This window comes from bacterium (assembly GCA_024742285.1).
Taxonomy (GTDB): domain Bacteria; phylum Myxococcota_A; class UBA9160; order UBA9160; family UBA4427; genus UBA4427.
In genome coordinates this window covers 86,203-105,098 of record JANSYR010000004.1, presented here as the reverse complement: position 1 = coordinate 105,098, position 18,896 = coordinate 86,203, and the positions used below count along the sequence as shown (strand labels likewise).

The 18,896-nt window shown below is 68.7% G+C and carries 13 protein-coding genes; all 13 read left to right on the top strand.

All coding sequences use genetic code 11. The features are described 5' to 3' along the window. The first annotated feature begins 21 nt into the window (after nucleotides 1-21). The 13 genes from pal to NXI30_09230 all read left to right on the top strand — a co-directional run bounded on the left by pal (nucleotide 22) and on the right by NXI30_09230 (nucleotide 18,896). Complete coding sequence (gene pal, locus NXI30_09290; protein ID MCR9094399.1) at nucleotides 22-540, top strand: peptidoglycan-associated lipoprotein Pal; 519 nt, start codon at nucleotides 22-24, stop codon at nucleotides 538-540. 331 nt (nucleotides 541-871) lie between these two features. Then, nucleotides 872-2,527 carry a thiamine pyrophosphate-binding protein gene (locus NXI30_09285; GenBank protein ID MCR9094398.1) on the top strand — a complete coding sequence of 552 codons (1,656 nt, stop codon included), beginning with the start codon at nucleotides 872-874 and terminating at the stop codon, nucleotides 2,525-2,527. 111 nt (nucleotides 2,528-2,638) lie between these two features. After that, nucleotides 2,639-5,647, top strand: coding sequence for an exonuclease domain-containing protein (locus NXI30_09280; protein ID MCR9094397.1), 3,009 nt, complete (start codon nucleotides 2,639-2,641; stop codon nucleotides 5,645-5,647). Nucleotides 5,648-6,093: 446 nt separating this feature from the next. Next, nucleotides 6,094-7,068, top strand: a complete 975-nt coding sequence (locus NXI30_09275) for an SDR family oxidoreductase (GenBank protein ID MCR9094396.1) — start codon at nucleotides 6,094-6,096, stop codon at nucleotides 7,066-7,068. A gap of 163 nt (nucleotides 7,069-7,231) precedes the next feature. Continuing rightward, entirely contained in the window at nucleotides 7,232-8,227 is a 996-nt protein-coding gene (locus tag NXI30_09270; protein ID MCR9094395.1) for a ketoacyl-ACP synthase III, read from the top strand. 19 nt (nucleotides 8,228-8,246) lie between these two features. Beyond that, entirely contained in the window at nucleotides 8,247-8,840 is a 594-nt protein-coding gene (gene fabA, locus NXI30_09265) for a bifunctional 3-hydroxydecanoyl-ACP dehydratase/trans-2-decenoyl-ACP isomerase (protein ID MCR9094394.1), read from the top strand. Continuing rightward, nucleotides 8,837-9,571, top strand: a complete 735-nt coding sequence (locus NXI30_09260; protein ID MCR9094393.1) for a 3-oxoacyl-ACP reductase FabG — start codon at nucleotides 8,837-8,839, stop codon at nucleotides 9,569-9,571. Before fabA ends, NXI30_09260 begins: the two co-directional genes overlap by 4 nt. Continuing rightward, nucleotides 9,564-10,052 carry a beta-hydroxyacyl-ACP dehydratase gene (locus tag NXI30_09255; GenBank protein MCR9094392.1) on the top strand — a complete coding sequence of 163 codons (489 nt, stop codon included), beginning with the start codon at nucleotides 9,564-9,566 and terminating at the stop codon, nucleotides 10,050-10,052. The genes NXI30_09260 and NXI30_09255 overlap by 8 nt, the downstream gene beginning before the upstream one ends. Further along, nucleotides 10,049-11,338 carry a beta-ketoacyl-[acyl-carrier-protein] synthase family protein gene (locus tag NXI30_09250; protein MCR9094391.1) on the top strand — a complete coding sequence of 430 codons (1,290 nt, stop codon included), beginning with the start codon at nucleotides 10,049-10,051 and terminating at the stop codon, nucleotides 11,336-11,338. The genes NXI30_09255 and NXI30_09250 overlap by 4 nt, the downstream gene beginning before the upstream one ends. Before the next feature lie 90 nt (nucleotides 11,339-11,428). Next, nucleotides 11,429-11,674, top strand: a complete 246-nt coding sequence (locus tag NXI30_09245) for a phosphopantetheine-binding protein (protein ID MCR9094390.1) — start codon at nucleotides 11,429-11,431, stop codon at nucleotides 11,672-11,674. Between the two features lie 33 nt (nucleotides 11,675-11,707). Then, nucleotides 11,708-12,508 (top strand): 1-acyl-sn-glycerol-3-phosphate acyltransferase, encoded by an 801-nt coding sequence (locus NXI30_09240; GenBank protein MCR9094389.1) that lies wholly within the window; start codon nucleotides 11,708-11,710, stop codon nucleotides 12,506-12,508. Continuing rightward, nucleotides 12,505-13,293: a 4'-phosphopantetheinyl transferase superfamily protein gene (locus tag NXI30_09235; protein ID MCR9094388.1), complete on the top strand. Its 789-nt coding sequence runs from the start codon at nucleotides 12,505-12,507 to the stop codon at nucleotides 13,291-13,293. Before NXI30_09240 ends, NXI30_09235 begins: the two co-directional genes overlap by 4 nt. Beyond that, a complete protein-coding gene (locus NXI30_09230) occupies nucleotides 13,290-18,896 on the top strand; it encodes an ATP-grasp domain-containing protein (GenBank protein ID MCR9094387.1) in 5,607 nt (1,868 codons plus the stop codon). Before NXI30_09235 ends, NXI30_09230 begins: the two co-directional genes overlap by 4 nt.

The window sequence follows — 18,896 nt, the reverse complement described above, 5'->3', positions numbered from 1 at the left end:
CGCGGAGGCAACGACCGAGTCATGATGCGAATTTCCACCTCGACCCAGAAGCGGCTGATCCCCTTCCTCTGCCTGGCCATGGTTGCCTTCGTGGGCGCCTGCGCGACCGACGACGCGCCGGTCGAGGAAGAGCCGGACACCAGCGAGTTCACGGAGGCGCCCGCGCCGCCTCCGCCGGCCCCCGTCCAGGACACGACGATCTCCGCGGCGAACATCTCGATCTCGCCGGTCTACTTCGATCTCGACGAATCGACGATCAAGCCCGAGTTCGCGGACGTCCTCGAGGGCGCGGCGGACGCGCTTCGCGAGTCCGGCGCCTCGGTCACGATCGAGGGCCACTGCGACGAGCGTGGATCCGAGGAGTACAACGTCGCCCTCGGCGAGCGCCGCGCGAATGCGGTCCGCTCCTACCTCTACAACCTGGGCGTTCCGAACGGCCAGATGAGCGTCGTGAGCTACGGCGAGGCCCGCCCGGCCGTGAACGGCACCGGCGAGACCGCGTGGCAGCTGAACCGCCGCGCGCAGTTCGTCGTTCGCTAGGGAACGCCGGCGCGGCGTGGATCGCCGCCTGCGAATCGAAGGGCCGGTGGATGCGGAAGCATCCACCGGCCCTTTTGGTTCGGGTCCCGCTCGCGTGACACGCTCGCGGGTCGCGGTTCCTGCGACCGATTGCGAAACCCGGAGTCCTGCGTTTCACGGTCGGTGGACGCCGGCACTCGCTTGGCCCGGCCTCGGGCCCGGTGATATCGTGCGGATCCGGCCATCTGCGAGGGTGCAGCGGGCCGTTCGCCCCGCAACCCGTTCCCAATCGCTCGGCGCTCGTCCTCTCCATGCTTCCGTGGACGAAGCCCGGCCGAGTCGGAGTCCCAACATGTCCCTTCACGGCGGAAAGCTCGCGGCCAAGGCGCTCAAGGAGGCCGGCGTCGAAGTCGTCTTCACTCTTTCCGGGGGACACATCATGCCCCTCTACGACGGCTGCATCGACGAGGGGATCAAGATCGTCGACGTGCGGCACGAGCAGGCCGCAGTCCACGCCGCCGACTCCTGGGCGCGCTGCAATCCCGGGTCGATCGGCGTCGCGGCGATCACGGCCGGCCCCGGCGTGACCGACGGCGTGACGGGAATCGCGAACGCCTGGCGCGCCAACTCTCCGATCCTGGTCTTCGGCGGTCAGGGGCCCTTCGAGAACCTCCGCCGGGGCTCGCTCCAGGAGATGGACCACCTCGGCGTCGTCCGCCCGATCACGAAGTACTGCGACGCGGTCTACGAATCGAAGCGGATCCCGGAATACATCGAGCTCGCCATCCGCCACGCCGTCTCCGGCATCCCCGGCCCGGCCTACCTCGAGATCCCGATGGACATCTTCATGGGGGGCGTCGAGGAAGAGGTCACGATCCCGAAAATCCGGACGAACCCGCCGCGTCTCTCCCCCGACAAGGACGAGGTCACGAAGGCGGTCGAGCTCCTCGCACAGGCCGAGCGGCCGATGCTGATGGCCGGGACGAGCGTGAAGTGGTCGTACGCGTCCGAGGCGATGAATCAGTTCATTTCCGACACGCACATGCCCACCTACACGAACGGCATGGGTCGCGGCACGGTTCCGCCGGACTCGCCCGAGTTCCTGAACCGCTCGCGACGCGATGCGCTCCAGAAGATCGACCTGATCATCCTCGCGGGCACGCTCCTCGACTTCCGGATGCGCTTCGGCCAGACGATCCCGGCGGACACGAAGATCATCCAGCTCGACATGGACGCGACGCTGATCGGTCAGAACCGCCAGGCCGACGTCCCGCTCGTCGGAAATCTGGCGTGCACGTTTGAGGCGCTCTCGGCGGAGATCGAGACGCAGGGCGCGAAGCTCGACTTCACGGGCTGGCGCGACGAGCTCCGCGAGATCGAGAACAAGGCCGAGGCGAAGGTCCAGGCCGCGCTGAACAGCGACGAGGTTCCGATCGACCCCCAGCGCATGTGTCGTGAGGTGCGGGACTGGCTCGACACCCTTTCCGTCGGAGGGAACGACCCGATCGTGATCGGCGACGGCGGCGACATCGTCGCGACCTCCGCGAAGATCATCCCCGTCAAGAGCGAAGGCGCCTGGATGGATCCCGGGCCGCTCGGGACGCTCGGCGTCGGGATGCCCTTCGCGCTCGCCGCGAAGCTCGCCCACCCGGAGCGCCCGGTCGTGATCATGTACGGCGATGGCTCCTTCGGCTTCAACGGGATGGAGTACGACACCGCCGTCCGCTTCGGCCTCCCGATCATCGGCATCGTCGGCAACGACGGCGCCTGGGGACAGATGATGCGACCCCAGGGCGCGATCTACGGCTGGGATCGTCTCGAAGGCGTGTTGCTGAACCGCACGCGCTACGACAAGGTCGTCGAAGCCCTGGGCGGTCACGGGGAGTACGTGACCGAGCCGGATCAGCTGCGGCCCGCGCTCGAACGCGCCGCGGCTTCGGGACTGCCCGCTCTGATCAACGTCGAGATCCGTCAGGACCGCGAGTACGCCGGCGGGATCTATGTCTAGCCGGGGGGCGCCAAGGCGCGTTCGTCGCGCCTTGCCCCTATGGCGACGTCCAGTTAGAGCGGGCGCCTTGGCTTCGAACGGTCTCCGATCGACGCCAGGCCGGGTGAGGGAATGAGCTTCGAGATCGAGCGGCGGAATCCGGAGGATCTCGGGCTCGACCTGGCTGCGTTGCAGTCGTGGCTGTCCGAGATCGGTCCGGTCGCGTTCGTGGATCTCGAGACGACGGGGCTGCCCGAGAGTCGTTCGGCGGAGATCATCGAGATCGGGCTCCTGCTCCTCGATCCCGACGAGGCGACCGTCGGCGTCGGGGCGAGCCTGGTCCGCCCGTCGCGGCCGATCCCGCCACTGGTGAGTCGACTGACCGGTCTCGTGGACGCCGACGTCGAGTCGGCGCCGCGGATGATCCAGCTGCGCGAGCGCGTTCGCGAGGCGCTCGCCGGCCGAACGCTCGTGGCTCATCAAGCGGAGTTCGAGCGGGCCTTCCTGCGCAAGGAGGTCGACTCCGGTCTCGGCAGCGCACGCTTCCTGGATACGCAGGCGATCCTCGCGCTCACCCATCCCGACGCGGGGGATCTCCGGCTCGAGACCTTCGTGCGCTCGATGCTCGATCGCGAGGAGCGTCATCGGGCCTTCGAGGACGCGCTGGATGCCGCCACCCTCGTCGGTCGGCTCGCGCGGGGCGCGATCCTGGGTGTCGCACGTTATTCCGAGGCGCGACGGATCCTCGCGCGTCATCTCCCGAGCTCCCCGTGGCGCGGGCTGCTGGAAGGCGCCGCGAGCGAGCTCGCCGACGGCGAGGCCGACGATCTCTTCGTCGTCGGCGACGACGAAGAGGCGTTCGACTTCGAGCGATTCGCCACGGGTGCAACGCAAGACGCAGCGGGCGTCCGGCCCGCGCCCCCCGGCTCGCAGGCCGACGGGCGCTTCCTGGAGATCGGGGCGAGCGGCGAGGTGCCGGTGCCCTTCGAGCTCGAGGCGATCCTCGAGGCGCTCTCGGACGAGGCGCGCGGGCGGCGTCACTTCCCGGGCTACCGCGTGCGGGAAGAGCAGCTGACCCTCGCTCGCGAGTTCTTCCACGTGTTCGCCGACGGTGGAATCGCGAAGCTCGAGGGTGGGACAGGGGTCGGGAAGTCGCTCGCCTATCTCGCGGTCGCGATTCCGTTCGCGATCGCGCGGGCTGCGGCCGGCGCCAAGGAGCCGGTCGTCCTCTCGACGCGGACGAAGCTCCTCCAGGACCAGCTCCTACGGAAGGACATCGCCGCCGCGGCGCGCTTCCTGGGCCACCCGTCCCTGCGTGCGCTCTCGATCAAGGGCCGCGCGAACTACGTCTGCGAGCGGCGCTTGAGCGCCGCGCTCGGCGAGGCCTCGGACCCGGCGCTCCTCGACGATCTCCGCGAGGACTACGCGCTCCTCGAGGCGTGCGCGCGGATCCGGCCGAACGGCGAGATCGGCACGTTGCCCGCGGCGCTCCTGCGAAGGCATCCGCGCTTGCGCGAGCTGCTGCGCGCGAGCGTGGCCGTTCGATCGGACCAGTGCTCCCGGGAGCAGTGCGCCCACGAGCGTCGCTGTCCCTTCGGCCGACATCGGCGCTCCCTGGCGAAGGCCCACCTCGTCGTCGCGAACCACGATCTGCTGCTCCGTTGGCCGCCGGACTACCCCGCCTTCGCGCACGTGGTGATGGACGAGGGGCACGAGGTCGGCGGGGTCGCGGAGGAGGTCTACGCCATCCGCGTGCGTCCGGAAGACGTGGCCGAGCGGCTCGACGAGCTCTTCGGCGCCCCGGTTCGGCGCGGCCAGCGACGGTATGCGACGACGGGCCTCGTGGCGCAGCCCGAATCGAAGAACGAAGAAGCCTCGCTCCGGCAGAACCGGCGCGATCTGATGCTCGAGCTGATCGGGCTCGGGCGGACGATGGCCGAAGGCGCGGATGCGTTCGGGGGCGTCGAGCTCTCGGCGGAAGCGGCCCGTCGATTCCGGGGGGCGGGGCAGGTGGCCGAGGCCGCCGCGCGGCGGCTCGACGCGATCGCCGCCCATGCGAGTCGCACGGGTCCGGCCAAGCGGCTCGTGTCCGGGGAGGATCGGGACGGGCTTCCGACGGGCCCCCAGCGAGATCTCGACGCCGAGGAAGAAGCGGAGCGCTCGATCACGGCCCACGTCGAGGCGTTGGTCGGCGCCGCCCATGGACTCCGCGTGGCCTTCGCGCCCGAGAACGACGACTATGTGGCGGCCTTCGAGGGTCTCGAGAGCCCCTACGATCGCTGGTCCCTCGTGCTCCGGCCGGTCGCGCCGGGTGAGGCGTTCCGGGAGGAGTTCCTCGAGAAGCTCGAGGGGCTTGCCGTGGTGTCGGCGACGCTCTTCGTCGGCGGTGACGATCACGCCGCCCTCGGTGAAGTCGGGCTCGCTGGAAACGACGTGCCGGAGAGCTGGAGCCGCGCGGTCGGTTCACCCTTCCCGTACGCCGAGGCGATGCGGGTCGTGGCGATCGAGCACGATCCGGCGCTCGCCGGCGACCTGGTCGAGGAGACCGCCCAGACGCTGGCGACGCTGGCTCGCGCGATGGGCGGTCGGACCCTCGGCCTCTTCACGAGCCTCGCGCGCATGCGCGACACGGCGGATCGCCTGAGCCAGCTCCTCGAGGGCGAGGGGATCGAGGTCCTCCTCCCGCGACGGGCGAGCGACGATCCGGGCGCGCTCGTCGACCGTTTCCGCAAGGCGAAGGGTGGGGCGGTGCTGCTCGGGGCGCGGCGATTCTGGCAGGGCATCGACGTGCGCGGCGAGGATCTGCAGGCGGTCGTGATCGAGAAGCTCCCCTTCGACGTGCCGACGGAGCTTCGTCGGCGCCGGGATGACCGGCTTCGGGCGATGGGCGAGGATCCGTTCCGCCGCGCTGCCCTCGGGCGGATGCTCCTGCACCTCAAGCAGATGGCGGGCCGCCTGATCCGGAGCGAGACCGATCGCGGCCTGGTGGTGATCGTCGACGCGCGTCGGGACCGTCCCTACTTCCGCCGCCTGTCGGACGCCTTCCCCGAAGGGGTCGCACTGGAGTCGGCCGAGGTCGGGGCGCTGCCGGACATCGTTCGAAGCCTCGAGTTGGGCGTTTTTCGACCCGAATCGATCTGACTCGCCGAACCGACGGTCCGGCGGAGCGCTGGCGGCTGGCTTGACCATGAGTCACTATTCCCGCTCAGCGCCTTGCTGCACAAGTTTTGCGAGACATTTGCACTTCGGATCGCGATCCCTCGCTACTCTTCGGGAATTCGGAAATCCCGATCGGAACCGACCCTTTACCGGGCTCGTTCAGACCGGATTCCGTGTCGCAGCAAGCCGTCTCCATGCCTCCGCGACCCGTCGCTTCCCCAGCGGCGTGGCCGTGGCCGGTCAGGTCGACCGGATCGCGTGGGTTGGTTTTAGCCCCCAGAAAGCTGCGTCCCGAGGTGTCGGGTCTTCTCCTCTCCTCCCATACCGGGAAGGGAGTGGACGGACGTTCGACTCGAGCGCAGCCCGACGAAATCGCAGAGGACGACCGGAGCCCCCGCGTGGGTGGTCCGGGTTGAAGGGGAATCGAGTTGGGCACGAACGAATCCGGAGCAGACTTCCCGAGCAACGAGTGGGGACTGATCCTCGGCGGATCGAGTGGCTTCGGTCTCGCGACCGCGAAGCGCCTGGTGCGCGGCGGCCTCAACATGCTGATCGTCCATCGTGACCGACGCGGCGCGATGAAGGACATCCAGCCCCACTTCGACGAGATCGCCGCGGAGGCCGAAGCGCGCGGGCTCGGGTTCCACACCTGGAACGCCGATGCGATCGCCGCCGACAAGCGCTCCGAGACGATCGAGTCCATCGCGGAGACGATCGGTCCCGACGGCAAGGTCCGGGTCCTCCTCCATTCGATCGCCTTCGGCAACCTCAAGCTGATCGCGCCCGAGAAGGTCGACGCGCGCACGGCGGGCCCCGAGCTGGCGAAGCGCCTCGGCGTCGATGCCGAGAAGCTGACCGAGATCGCCGACGAGCTCTTCGAGGCCGGTGAGGACGGACTCCACCCGCTGGTCAGCCAGCCGAAGTACCCCGACACGTCCTATCTCGACGAAGAGGACTTCGGGCGGACCATCCTCGCGATGGGCACGAGTCTGCTGGGCTGGACCCAGGAGCTCTTCTCGAAGGGCCTCTTCGCCCCCGACACGCGGATCTTCGGCATGACCAGCGAAGGCAACGAGGTGGCCTGGAAGGGCTACGCCGCGGTCTCCGCCGCGAAGGTCAGCCTCGAATCCCTCGCGCGTTCGATCGCGATCGAGTTCGCGCCCTACGGCGTTCGCTGCAACATCATCCAGGCGGGCGTCACGGACACGCCGGCGCTCCGGGCGATTCCCGGCAGCGACCAGCTCAAGAGCCAGGCGCGGCTGCGCAATCCGGGCGGTCGCTTGACGACGCCCGAGGACATCGCCGGTGTGATCTATCTCCTCTCGCAGGCCGAGGCGAGCTGGATCAACGGTGAGCTGATTCGCGTCGATGGCGGTGAGCACATCTCCGGATCGACTAAGTAGTCGCCTGCGGGCGCTCGGCGACGGGGTGGCTTCGACCGCTCCTCGAAGCCGAGAACGGAAGGTTTCAACGTGTCTCATGCTCGTGAAGCGGCGCTCTCTGGCCGGTTCGCGGAGTGCGACGCGCAGATTTGAACGAACGCGCCTCGAGGGCAGGGCTTTGAGCTTGAACCTCCTCGGATTGGGACACTTCAATCCCGACAACGAGATCACGAACCAGTTCCTCGAGGAACTCGACATCGGTACGACCGACGAGTGGATCCTCGAGCGGACGGGGATTCGTTCGCGACGAACTTCGCTTCCCCTGGACTACATCCGGGAGACGCGGAATGCCGACGTACGCCAGGCGGTCGAGGTGGCGGAGGTCTCGAATGCGGGGATGGGGGCCCGTGCCGCCGAGCTCGCGCTCGAACGTGCGGGCGTCGCGGCGGCCGACGTCGGTCTGCTGGTCGGCGGAGGCTGTGCGCCCAACACGGTGTCGCCGGCGGAGGCGTGCAACATCGGCCGGGAGCTCGGCATCGAAGCGGCCGCCCTCGACGTCAATTCGGCCTGCTCCTCGTTCATCGCGGGTGTCTACATGCTCTCGATGATGGACGAGGCGAAGCTGCCGGACTACGTGTTGCTCGTCTGCGCGGAGCCGATGACCGGAACGGTCCACTACGAAGATCGCGCGAGCGCAGTGCTCTGGGGGGACGGCGCCGTGGCCGCGGTGCTGTCGACGAAACATCGGGGCAAGGCGCGGCTCATCGACCAACGCCTCCGCTCCGACCCGGGCGGCAACGACAAGGTCGTCGTTCCGCGACTCGGCCATTTCAACCAGGAAGGCCGCACGGTCCAGACCTTCGCGATCCGCAAGACCGGGGATCTCTACAAGGCGACCTGGGACGCGGTCCAGGACGACGCGCGCAAGTTCCACTTCGTCGGACACCAGGCGAACCTGCGCATGCTCGAGTCCGTCTGCAAGCGCTGCGACATTCCCGATCAGCTCCACCACTCGAACTGCGCCGAAATCGGCAATACCGCCGGGGCCGGCTCGGCCAGCGTGATTTCGCAACGCTGGGAGCGGTGGACCGCGAACGACGATATCTGTGTCGTGGGCGTGGGTTCCGGACTGACGTGGGGAAGCTATCTGATGCGATTCGAGGAGGACGTCGCGGCCTAGTGCGCCGCGCGAGACCCATATGTTGACGCACGAAGAGTTCAAGAGCCGCGACCATTTCGGCCAGGAGGACCTCCTGGGCTTCGCCTATGGCCGGCTGATCAAGGACCCGCCGGAGGGCTTCCGCGCGCGCCTGCCGGTGCCGCCCATGTTGATGGTCGACCGGATCGAGTCGATCACCGGCGAGAAGAGCAAGGGCACGATCAGCGCGAGCCGCGACGTACGTCTCGACGACTGGTTCTTCCACTGCCACTTCCTCGGAGACCCGGTCCAGCCCGGCTGCCTCGGCCTCGACGGCGTGTGGCAGCTGCTCGGCTTCTACTGCAACTGGCGGGGCGGCGTCGGCGCCGGACGCGCTCTCGGCTGCGGTGAGGTCGAGTTCTTCGGACAGATCCGGCCCCACGACTCGGTCATGCGGTACGAGGTCAAGGTCAAGCGCTACACGGAGCTCAAGAACGCGGGGGCCTCGATGGTCGTCGGCGACGCGAGCGTCCTGATCGACGACGAGGAGATCTACACGGTGAAGGGCGCCCGCGTCGGTCTCTTCCGGGACATCGACTACCCGGACTATCCCGAGAAGAGCGAGCACTCCCGCGGCGGGAGGATGGAAAGATGAGTGAAGACGAACGACCCGTCGCGCTCGTCACCGGTGCGGGGACGGGGATCGGAACCGCCTGCGCCCGCGCCCTCGCCGCCGAAGGCTTCCGGGTAGGCATTCACTACCGCTCGTCCGAGGAAGGCGCCAAGAAGCTCTCCGCGGAGCTCGACGGCTCCTTCACGATCAAGGCCGACCTCGCGGACGGTGAATCGATCGACGCGATGATCAAGGAGCTGAAGGAGGTCGCGGGACGGATCGACGTGCTCGTGAACAACGCCGGCTTCAACATCAACGCGCCGATGCTCTCGATGAAGCTCGACGAATACGACAAGGTCGCGAGCGTCGCGCGCGGTACGTGGTATCTGACCAAGCTCGTCCTGCGTCGCTTCATGATGCGCAAGGGGACGGGTCGCATCATCAACATCACGAGCGTCGTCGGCCACACGGGCAACGCCGGGCAGATCCCGTACACGATGGTGAAGGCGGGGCTCGACGCGTTCACGAAGTCGCTGACCCAGGAGCTGCAGGGCCGTGAGATCCTCGTGAACTCGGTCGCGCCGGGCTTCGTCGAGACCGAGATGACCGAGGAGCTGCCGGACGAGATCCAGCAGCAGATCCTCGCGAAGGTTCCGCTCGGCCGCGTCGCCGACGCCGCCGAGATCGCCGACGTCGTTGCGTTCCTCGCGACGCGCGGCAGCTACGTCCACGGCTCCGTGCTGCACGTGAACGGGGGCATGTACGGTGGGTGAAGCGCCTGTTCGGGCGGAGAGCGCCGGGGTCGAGCTCACGGCGAAAGAAGTGCTGGACATGGTTCCCCAGCAGGAGCCCTTCCGGTTCATCGACGAGATCGTCGAGCTCGACGACGAGCACATCGTGGCGACCTACACGTTCCGCGAGGACGCCGACTTCTATCGGGGTCACTTCCCGGGCAACCCGATCACACCCGGTGTGATCCTGACCGAGACTGCAGCGCAGGCGGTCGTCGTCGCCTTCGGGATCGCGCTCGTAGCAAGGGAGTCCGGGCGCGGCGAGGTCGACAAGCTGCTCACGATCTTCACCGACTGCGCCGTCGACTTCGCCGGCCAGGTGAAGCCCGGGGATCGCGTGACGACCTACGGAAAGAAGAAGTTCTGGCGACGCAAGAAGCTGCGCGCCGAATTCGAGATGAAGCTCGACGACGGAACCGTCGTCTGTTCCGGCGAGGTGTCGGGGATGGGAGTGCCGAGATGAGCGCTGCCGAGAAGAGACGAGTCGTGATCACGGGGATCGGCGTCGTCGCGCCGAACGGCGTCGGCGTGCCCGCCTACGAAGAGGCGCTTCGCGAGGGTCGATCCGGGCTCAAGAGCCAGGAATCGATGATCGAGGCGAAGTTCGGCTGCACCGTCGCCGGTTCGCCCGAAGGCGTCGACGCGCTCTGTGAGAAGACGTTCAGCGAGGAGGAGCTCCTCGCGATGAACATGAACCACCGGTACGCGAGCCTCGCCGCCCTCGAAGCCTGGAAGGACGCAGGCTTCGAACGCCCGGCCCACGACTCGGACGAGGTCGACTGGGACACCGGCGCGATCCTCGGGACCGGCATCGGCGGAATGGACACGATCGCCGAGAAGGTCGTGCCGCTCACCGACGCGAAGAAGATTCGACGCATGGGCTCGACCTGCGTCGAGCAGGTCATGGCGAGCGGAATCAGCGCGCGCCTTTCCGGCCAGCTCGCGCTGGGCAATCAAGTGACCACCAACTCGTCGGCCTGCTCGACCGGGACCGAAGCGCTGGCGATGGGCATGGAGCGGATCCGAGCGGGTCTCGCGGAGCGGATGCTCTGCGGCGGCGCCGAAGCGGCGAGCCACTACATCTGGTCGGGCTTCGACTCGATGCGCGTGCTGAATCGCGGCTCGAACGACGAGCCGGAGAAGGCGTCGCGGCCGCTGTCCGCGAGCGCCGGCGGCTTCATCCCCGGCTCCGGATCGGGCGTCGTCCTGATCGAGAGCCTCGAGAGCGCGCTGGCGCGTGGCGCGACGATTCGCGCCGAGCTCGCCGGCGGTGGTGTCAACTGCGGTGGCCATCGCATGGGTGGCAGCATGACGGCGCCGAATCCGACGAGCGTCCAGCGCTGCATCTCCCAGGCGCTCGCCGACGCCGGCGTCGCTCCGTCGGAGGTCGACGCGATCAACGGGCACCTGACGGCGACCGGCGCGGATCCCAAGGAGGTCGGCTCCTGGGCGCGGGCGCTCGAGCGCGAACCCGGGACCTTGCCGCCGATCACGTCCACCAAGAGCATGATCGGTCATGGCCTGGGCGCCGCCGGAGGTCTCGAGTCCGTCGCCTCGATCCTGATGGTCCAGAAGGGCTTCGTGCATCCCTCGATCAACTGCGAGGACGTGCATCCGGAGATCGAGCCCCACGCGGCTTCGATTCCGCACGAGCTGCTCGAGAAGCCGGACCTCGACGTGCTCGTCAAGGCGGGCTTCGGCTTCGGCGACGTCAACGCGTGCCTGGTCTTCAAGCGTTACAAGGCGTGACGCGATAGGGCGGCGCGACCGCCCGGACAACTTGAATTCGATTCGGAGGTCCGCAGACGCGGGCCGACCGTGAACGAGGAGTGGAGTTCGATGGAACAGTCGGAAGTGATGGAACGGGTCGTCAAGATTCTCACGCCCTGGGTGAAGGACGAGGGCGCGCTGGCGAACGTCGGGATGGAGACCAACATCCTCGAGGATCTCAAGGTGAACTCGGCGCGACTCGTCGACGTCGTGATCGCGTTCGAAGACGACTTCGACATCGAGATCGCCGACGAGGACGTCGACCAGGTGAACACCGTGGGTGACGCGGTGAACCTGATTTCGGGGAAGCTCTAGTCCGACCCCGGTCGGACGGGAATCCGTTGCCAGATGACGGCGGACGAGCAGCCCGGAGCGAACTCCGGGATGATCCAGCGCCACGCGCGCCAACGGCTCGTGAGCATTCTCGCGGGGCCGATCTGGATCGGCGCGTCCGTCCTCATCATGCGCTTCTGGTTCCGCTACCGGATCGAGGACGTCGAGGCCGTGCGCGCGCGCTATCGAGCGCTGCGCGCACAGTCCGACGGACCGATCCTGGTTTGCGCGAACCACCTGACCCTGGTGGATTCGTTCTTGATCGCCTGGGCTTTCGGTGGCCCCGGCTATTGGCTCACGCATCCGGACGAGCTGCCCTGGAACACGCCGGAGCGTACGAACTTCGGGAAGACCTGGATCGCGCGTGCGCTCATCTATGTGGCCAAGTGCATCCCGATCACCCGCGGTGGCGCCCGCGAGGACGTCGGTGACGTGCTCGAACGCGTGAAGCACCTGATGGAGCGCGGCGAGACGGCGCTGATCTTCCCGGAAGCCGGACGCAGTCGGTCCGGGCGTGTCGAGGAATCCTCGGCCGCCTGGGGGGTCGGCCGGATCGTCGGGGCGCATCCGCAGTGCCGCGTGCTCTGCGTGTACATGCGCGGGCGCCAGCAGGAAACCTGGGGCGACTTCCCTGCCAGGGGCGACACCCTCGACGTGAGCCTCGCATGCATCGAGCCGAAGAGCGACGCGAAGGGCGTGCGGCGATCCCGCGACCTCGCGCAACAGATCGTCCGCCAGCTGATGAACATGGAAGCGGCGCATTTCGAGGCCAGGGGCGAGTCCGCCTCCGCCGCAGCGGCTGGAGAGGCCCGATGATCGGCAACGACGTCGTCGATCTCGAGGATCCCGACACGCGTCCGGAGACCTTCCGCCCTCGTTTCGACGAGCGCGTCTTCGATCCGGCGGAGCGGCGTTCGATCGCCAAGGATCCCAGTCCCCACCTCCGGCGCTGGGCCCATTGGGCGGCGAAGGAAGCGGCGTACAAGCTCGCGCGACAAGCGGACGACACCTTCGTGTTCACCCCTTCGCGTCTGGTCGCGCGCTTCGATTCGATCGAATCCGAAGAGGGCGGGCGCACGATTCGTCGTGGAAACCTCACCCTCCCGCGGGCACTCGTGCCGGGAATCGACCATCTCGAGCTCCGGAGCGACGAGACGAGCGAGCGCGTCCACGTCCTCGCGGTGCCCCCCGGCGCCGACTGGGACGCGATCGTGTCCGCGATCGAGCGGACCGGGTCCGACGACGATCCCTCTGCGCGGGTCCGAACCCTGGCGTGCTTCGCGATCGCCCGAGACCTCGGGGTCGACGAGGCGCGGGTGACGATCGGCCGCCGCGGCGATCCGCGAGCCGGGGGCGCGGCGAAGATCCCCACCGTCCTGATCGACGGGTCCCGAAGCGGACTCGAGCTGTCTCTCTCCCACCACGGACGCTTCGTCGCGTGCGCGATGACGCTGCGCGCGGATCCCGATGCGTGTCCGCGTGGATCGCGGCCTTCCGGGAGCGGCGCGAGAGGAGCAGGCGGTGTGAGCGGAGTCGAATCGATGCGCCAGACCCCGAGAGAGGCGCAAGGGCAAGCGAAGTGGAACGAGGTCGTGGGATGAGCGAGCAGAAGAAGCCGGCAGTCGAGCAGCGGAAGATCGAGCGACTCGCGATCGTGAATCGCGGCGAGGCCGCGGTGCGATGTCTTCGAACGGCGAAGAGCCTGCGTGCCCTCGAGGGCGGAGGCCTCGAAGTCGTCGCGCTCTTCACGCCGCCGGATCGGGATACGCCCTTCGTGCGTCAGGCCGACCGCGCCGTCGAGCTCCCGTCCGCGAAGGGCGCCGTCGCCGCCTACCTCGATCACGACGCGGTCGTCGCCGCGCTCAAGGAAGTCGGCGCGGACGCGGTCTGGCCGGGCTGGGGCTTCGTCGCCGAGGACGCGGTCTTCGTGGACCGGCTCGCCGCCGAGGGCATCGAGTTCCTCGGCCCCTCCGGTGAAGCGATGCGCTCCCTCGGAGACAAGATCACTTCGAAGCGGCTGGCGGAGCGGGCGGGCGTGCCCGTCACCGACTGGAGCGGGGGCGAGCTCGCCGACGAGAGCCACGCCGAACGGGAAGCCTCGCGGATCGGCTACCCGGTCGTCCTGAAGGCGACCGCCGGTGGCGGCGGACGCGGTATCCGGATCGTCGAGAAGGCCGAGGGGATCAACGAGGCGTTCCGGTCGGCGCAGTCCGAAGCGGTGAACGCCTTCGGCAACGGGGCCCTCTTCGTCGAAGCGATGGTGACCGGCGGGCGACACATCGAGGTCCAGGTCGCGGCGGACAAGCACGGACACGCGCGGGCCTTCGGCTGCCGCGACTGCTCCGTCCAGCGTCGCCATCAGAAGGTCCTCGAAGAAGCCCCGCCGCCCGGTCTCGCGCCGGAGCTGCTCGCACGTCTCGAGGACTCCGCCGTCCGCCTGGTCGAGCACGTCGGCTACTGCGGCGTCGGAACGGTCGAGTTCCTGCTGACCGGTGAGGACTTCTTCTTCCTCGAGGTGAACCCGCGCCTGCAGGTCGAGCACGGGATCACCGAGCTGATCGCCGGCGTCGATCTGGTCGAGCTCCAGATCCGGATCGCTCGCGGCGAATCGATCGCGGAGGTCCCCCGTCAGAATCGCGGCCTTGCCCTCGAGGCCCGTGTTTGCGCCGAGGATCCGGACGAGGGCTTCCTGCCGTCGCCCGGCCGGATCGCGCTCTTCGAGCCGGCCCTCGGACCCAACACCCGCGTCGACTCCGGCGTCACGACCGACGTCGTGATCTCGAACGACTTCGACTCGCTGATCGGCAAGGTGATCACCGTCGGCGACGATCGCGCCGAGATGCTCGCGCGCATGGAGTGTGCCCTTCGCGACTTCGAGCTGGTGGTCGAGGGGGGCGCGACCAACAAGGGCTACCTGCTCTCGATCCTCGAGAGCGACGACTTCCGGGCCGGTGGCGTCGACACGCGCTGGCTCGATCGGTGGGGCGCGGCGCGGCCGCCGATCGCGGAGCGCCACCCCGAGATCGCGCAGGACGCCCTCGTCGCCGCGGCGATCCTCGCCTATCAGCGCAACCGGAGGACCCTGCGGAAGGGCGTCTTCGCGGATGGTCGGACCGATCGTCTGCCGAGCTCCGAGGGGCAGCAGATCGACCTCACCCACGGCAACCAGAGCTATCGACTCAAGGTCTTCGCGATGGGCAGCTGGCGGTACCGCGTCCATCTCGAGGGCGTCGCCGTCGGAGCGACGATGCGCGAAGAGGGGGCGCACGCGACCCGGCTCGAGATCGACGATCGGGTGCGTCGCGTGATCTACGATGCGAACGATCGCGGGCTCCGGCTCGAGGTCGACGGTCACCCGCTCCGCTTCGGCTCGCAGACCGCCGGCCAGGTCCGCTCGAGCACGCCGGCCGTCGTCGTCGCCGTGCAGGTCGAGGTCGGCCAGACGGTCGAGGTCGGCCAGCCGCTCGGTCTGCTCGAAGCGATGAAGATGGAGATCGGTTTCAACGCGCCGGTCGGCGGTACCATCAAGGAGATCCTCGTCTCCAAGGGGCAGCAGGTCGCCGCGGGCGACGTGATTCTCGTGATCGAGGAGTCCGCCGCAGACGACGCGGGCGAGGCCTCGAAGAGCCGACTCTCGCTTCCGTCCCAGGTCGATCCGCTCGCGCTGCTCTTCCAGCCGGAGGAGACCGAGGACGGGACGCGCCTGCTCGGGACGCCCGACCTGCTCGCCGCGGACCAGGCGGACCTGCGCCTTCGCCGCGCGGCCATGGACGCAATCCGCGACGAGGTTCGACGCGTGCTCCTCGGCTACGACGCGAACCCGGATCGCGCCGAGTCGCTCACCGCCTTCCTCGAGGCACCGTTGCCCGAGGGCACCTCCGAGAGCTTCCTGCGCGAGCTCGCCGAGATCCGCCACGAGATCGCGGCCTTCGCCGACGTCGAGCTGCTCTCGATCCGCGCCCCCTCCGCGTCGATCTCCGGCGAATCCGGCCCCTCGAACAGCGCGCGCCTACGGATGTTCCTGCGCCGGATCGAAGCCGAAGGCAGCGGGATCGACGAGGGCTACCTCGAGCTCGTGCGCGCCGCCCTCCGACACTACGGTGTGTCGGATCTGGGAGACCTCGATGCGCTCCGTCGGGCGCTGCTCCGGATCCTCTCCTGCCAGGCGGACAAGTCGCTCCGGCTCTCGCTGATGCTCGGCGTGCTTCGCCGGACGGCGGCGGTGGCCGAGGCGGGAATCGACCTCGGGGACGACGATGCGCTCGCGCGCTCGCTCAACCGGATCGCGGGACTTCGTCCGCAGGTGACGGATCCTGTCGCGGACGCTGCCCTCGAGGCCGCCTACGTGCTCTTCCAGCAGCCGGGCATCGAAGCCCGTGCGAAGCGTTCCTCGCGGAGCGTCGAGGAGTGGCTCGCTCAATCAGAGCTCGACGTCGTGGCGCCGCCCGGCGACGTGCTGCTCGAGCTGGCTTCGTCGCCGCGTCTCGTCTTCGAGCGTGTCGGTCGCTGGATCGCAGGCGAAGATCCGAATCGCCGGGCGATCGCGCTGGCCGCGCACGTCCAGCGACGGTACGCGCCGTCGCGACCCGAGGCCTACCGCGCGGTTCGTGTCGACGGGGAGCCGATCCATTGCGTCGAGTATCCCGACAAGGGCGTCGTCCTCGCGGCGAGCGGTCCCGGCCACGACGCCGTCCTGTGGATGGACCGGCTCGTCCGCGGCGCTTCGGAGCTCCTCGAGCACGACCCGTCCACGCCGATCCTGGCGCTCGAATATCTCGTCTCTTCCGAGTCGCAGATCGACTGGGACGCGACCCTGGGGAGCTTCGAGTCGAACTGGGGCGACGGGGGCCTCGAGGCACGCATGACCGTCGGACTGCTCACGCCGGACGGGGAGGGCGACGTCTACCGCACCCTGATCCGGCGCGAGGGACGGCTCGAACTCGCGACCGAGGATCACGACCTCCATCCCGAGACCGCGATGCGGATCGGGCTCGGCCGCTACGGGCACTTCGAGCTCGAACGCCTTCAGGCGGAAGAAGGGGTGTACGCCTTCCACGGTCGCGCGCGCACGGCGCCGGGAGACGAGCGGGTCTTCGTGCTCGCGGACGCTCGGGATCGATCGCCCGAGCCGGGCCGGGAGCTCTATCACCATCTCGCGACCTTCGAGCGCGTCTTCAACCGCGCGGCACGCCGTCTTCGCACGATCCTGCAGACCCACGATCCCCGGCGCCGCCTGCAGTGGAACCGGATTTCGCTCTCGGTCGCTCCGCCGGTCTTCATCGACGAGGACGTCGCCGCCGAAGTCGCTCGTCGACTCGCGCCGGCGACGCGACACCTCGGCCTCGAGAAGGTCCTGGTCCGACTGAACCGGCTGGACCGGGAGAATCCCGATGCGCCCGCGGTCCCCGTCGAGCTCGTCTTCATGGATACCGGCGAGCAGCTCGAGATCGATTGGCGGCCGCCCCACGATGCGCCGCTCGCGCCGGCGCAGGAGTACGAGCGCAAGGTCGTCGCCGCCCGTCGCCGACGCCTCATCTACCCCTACGAGATCGTGAAGATGCTCACGAACGAGTCCGAGAGCGGCGCGTTCGAGGAGTACGACCTCGATCCCACGGCGGCGAAGCCGACGGCGGCCGCCGTCTCCGATCGGCCGCCCGGACAGAACACCTCCGCCGTCGTGTTCGGCGTCATCCGGACGCCGACCGACAAGGTGCCGGAGGGGATGACGCGCGTGCTCGTCCTGTCGGACCCGACGATGGGCATGGGCGCGCTGGCAGGGCCGGAATGCGATCGGATCGTCGCGGCCATCGATCTCGCGGAGTCCCTCGGCGTGCCGGTCGAGTGGGTGCCGGTCTCGTCGGGCGCGAAGATCGCGATGGATTCCGGGACCGAGAACCTCGATGCGACGGCGCGCGTGGTGCGCCGGATCGTGACCTTCACCCAGGCCGGCGGCGTGATCCACGTGATCGTCCAGGGCGTGAACGTCGGCGCGCAGAGCTACTGGGACGCGCTGGCGACGATGCTGATGCACTGCCGCGGTGTCCTCATCATGACGCACAACGCGTCGATGGTGCTGACCGGCCGCGCCGCCCTCGAAGCGTCGGGTGCGGTCTCGGCGGAGGACGAGGTCGCGATCGGTGGCTTCGAGCGGATCATGGGGCCGAACGGCGAGGCGCAGTACTACGCGAGAAACCTCCCCGAGGCCTATCGGATCCTCTACGAACACTATCGCTACAGCTACGTCGTTCCGGGCGAAGCCGGTCCGCGAGCCTTCCCGACGTCGGATCCGCGCGATCGTTCGATCGGGGACACGGAGATCAAGGCCGATGATGCCGACGGACTCGCGACCGTGGGCGAGCTCTTCGACGACGAGACGAACCCGGGGCGCAAGCGCGCGTTCTCGATGCGCGCGGTCATGGGCGCGCTCGTCGATACCGACGGCGGTCACCTCGAACGATGGAACGCCTGGGTCGGCGGCGAGACGGCGATCGTCTGGGACGCCCACGTCGGCGGCAAGCCCATCACGCTGATCGGCATCGAGAGCCGGAACGTGCCGCGCGACGGCTACCACCCGGTCGACGGTCCCGAGGCCTGGAACGGCGGAACGCTCTTCCCTCAGTCGTCGAAGAAGGTCGCGCGCGCGATCAACGCGGCGAGCGGCAACCGCCCGGTCGTCGTCCTGGCGAATCTCTCGGGCTTCGACGGTTCGCCCGAGTCGCTTCGGAAGATCCAGCTGGAGAACGGTGCCGAGATCGCGCGGGCGGTCGTGAACTTCCAGGGTCCGATCTACTTCGTGGTCGTCTCCCGCTACCACGGCGGCGCCTACGTCGTGTTCAGCCAGGAGCTGAACGACGACATGCAGGCGGTGGCCCTCGAGGGTTCCTACGCCTCGGTGATCGGCGGGGGGCCGGCGGCGACGGTCGTCTTCAGCCGGGAGGTCCGCGCGATGGCCCTCGACGATCCGCGGGTCAAGGACAAGACCGAGATCGTGCGGCGGCATCCGTCGGAGGAAAATCGTGCGGCGCTCGATGCGGTGCTGCGCGAGGTCACCCTCGAGAAGCAGGCGGAGACGGCCGCGGAGTTCGACGCGATCCACAGCGTCGAGCGGGCGAAGGAGGTGGGCTCGCTCACCGACATCCTGGCACCGGGCGACCTGCGCGCGAGCGTGATCGACGCCCTCGACGCGACGACCTCCCGGGACTGA

What these genes read in the sequence shown, in the direction of transcription:
- pal (MCR9094399.1), top strand. Translation starts at nt 22, where the DNA reads ATGATGCGAATTTCCACCTCGACCCAGAAGCGGCTGATCCCCTTCCTC.
- NXI30_09285 (MCR9094398.1), top strand. Translation starts at nt 872, where the DNA reads ATGTCCCTTCACGGCGGAAAGCTCGCGGCCAAGGCGCTCAAGGAGGCC.
- NXI30_09280 (MCR9094397.1), top strand. Translation starts at nt 2,639, where the DNA reads ATGAGCTTCGAGATCGAGCGGCGGAATCCGGAGGATCTCGGGCTCGAC.
- fabA (MCR9094394.1), top strand. Translation starts at nt 8,247, where the DNA reads ATGTTGACGCACGAAGAGTTCAAGAGCCGCGACCATTTCGGCCAGGAG.
- NXI30_09260 (MCR9094393.1), top strand. Translation starts at nt 8,837, where the DNA reads ATGAGTGAAGACGAACGACCCGTCGCGCTCGTCACCGGTGCGGGGACG.
- NXI30_09250 (MCR9094391.1), top strand. Translation starts at nt 10,049, where the DNA reads ATGAGCGCTGCCGAGAAGAGACGAGTCGTGATCACGGGGATCGGCGTC.
- NXI30_09245 (MCR9094390.1), top strand. Translation starts at nt 11,429, where the DNA reads ATGGAACAGTCGGAAGTGATGGAACGGGTCGTCAAGATTCTCACGCCC.
- NXI30_09240 (MCR9094389.1), top strand. Translation starts at nt 11,708, where the DNA reads ATGACGGCGGACGAGCAGCCCGGAGCGAACTCCGGGATGATCCAGCGC.
- NXI30_09235 (MCR9094388.1), top strand. Translation starts at nt 12,505, where the DNA reads ATGATCGGCAACGACGTCGTCGATCTCGAGGATCCCGACACGCGTCCG.
- NXI30_09230 (MCR9094387.1), top strand. Translation starts at nt 13,290, where the DNA reads ATGAGCGAGCAGAAGAAGCCGGCAGTCGAGCAGCGGAAGATCGAGCGA.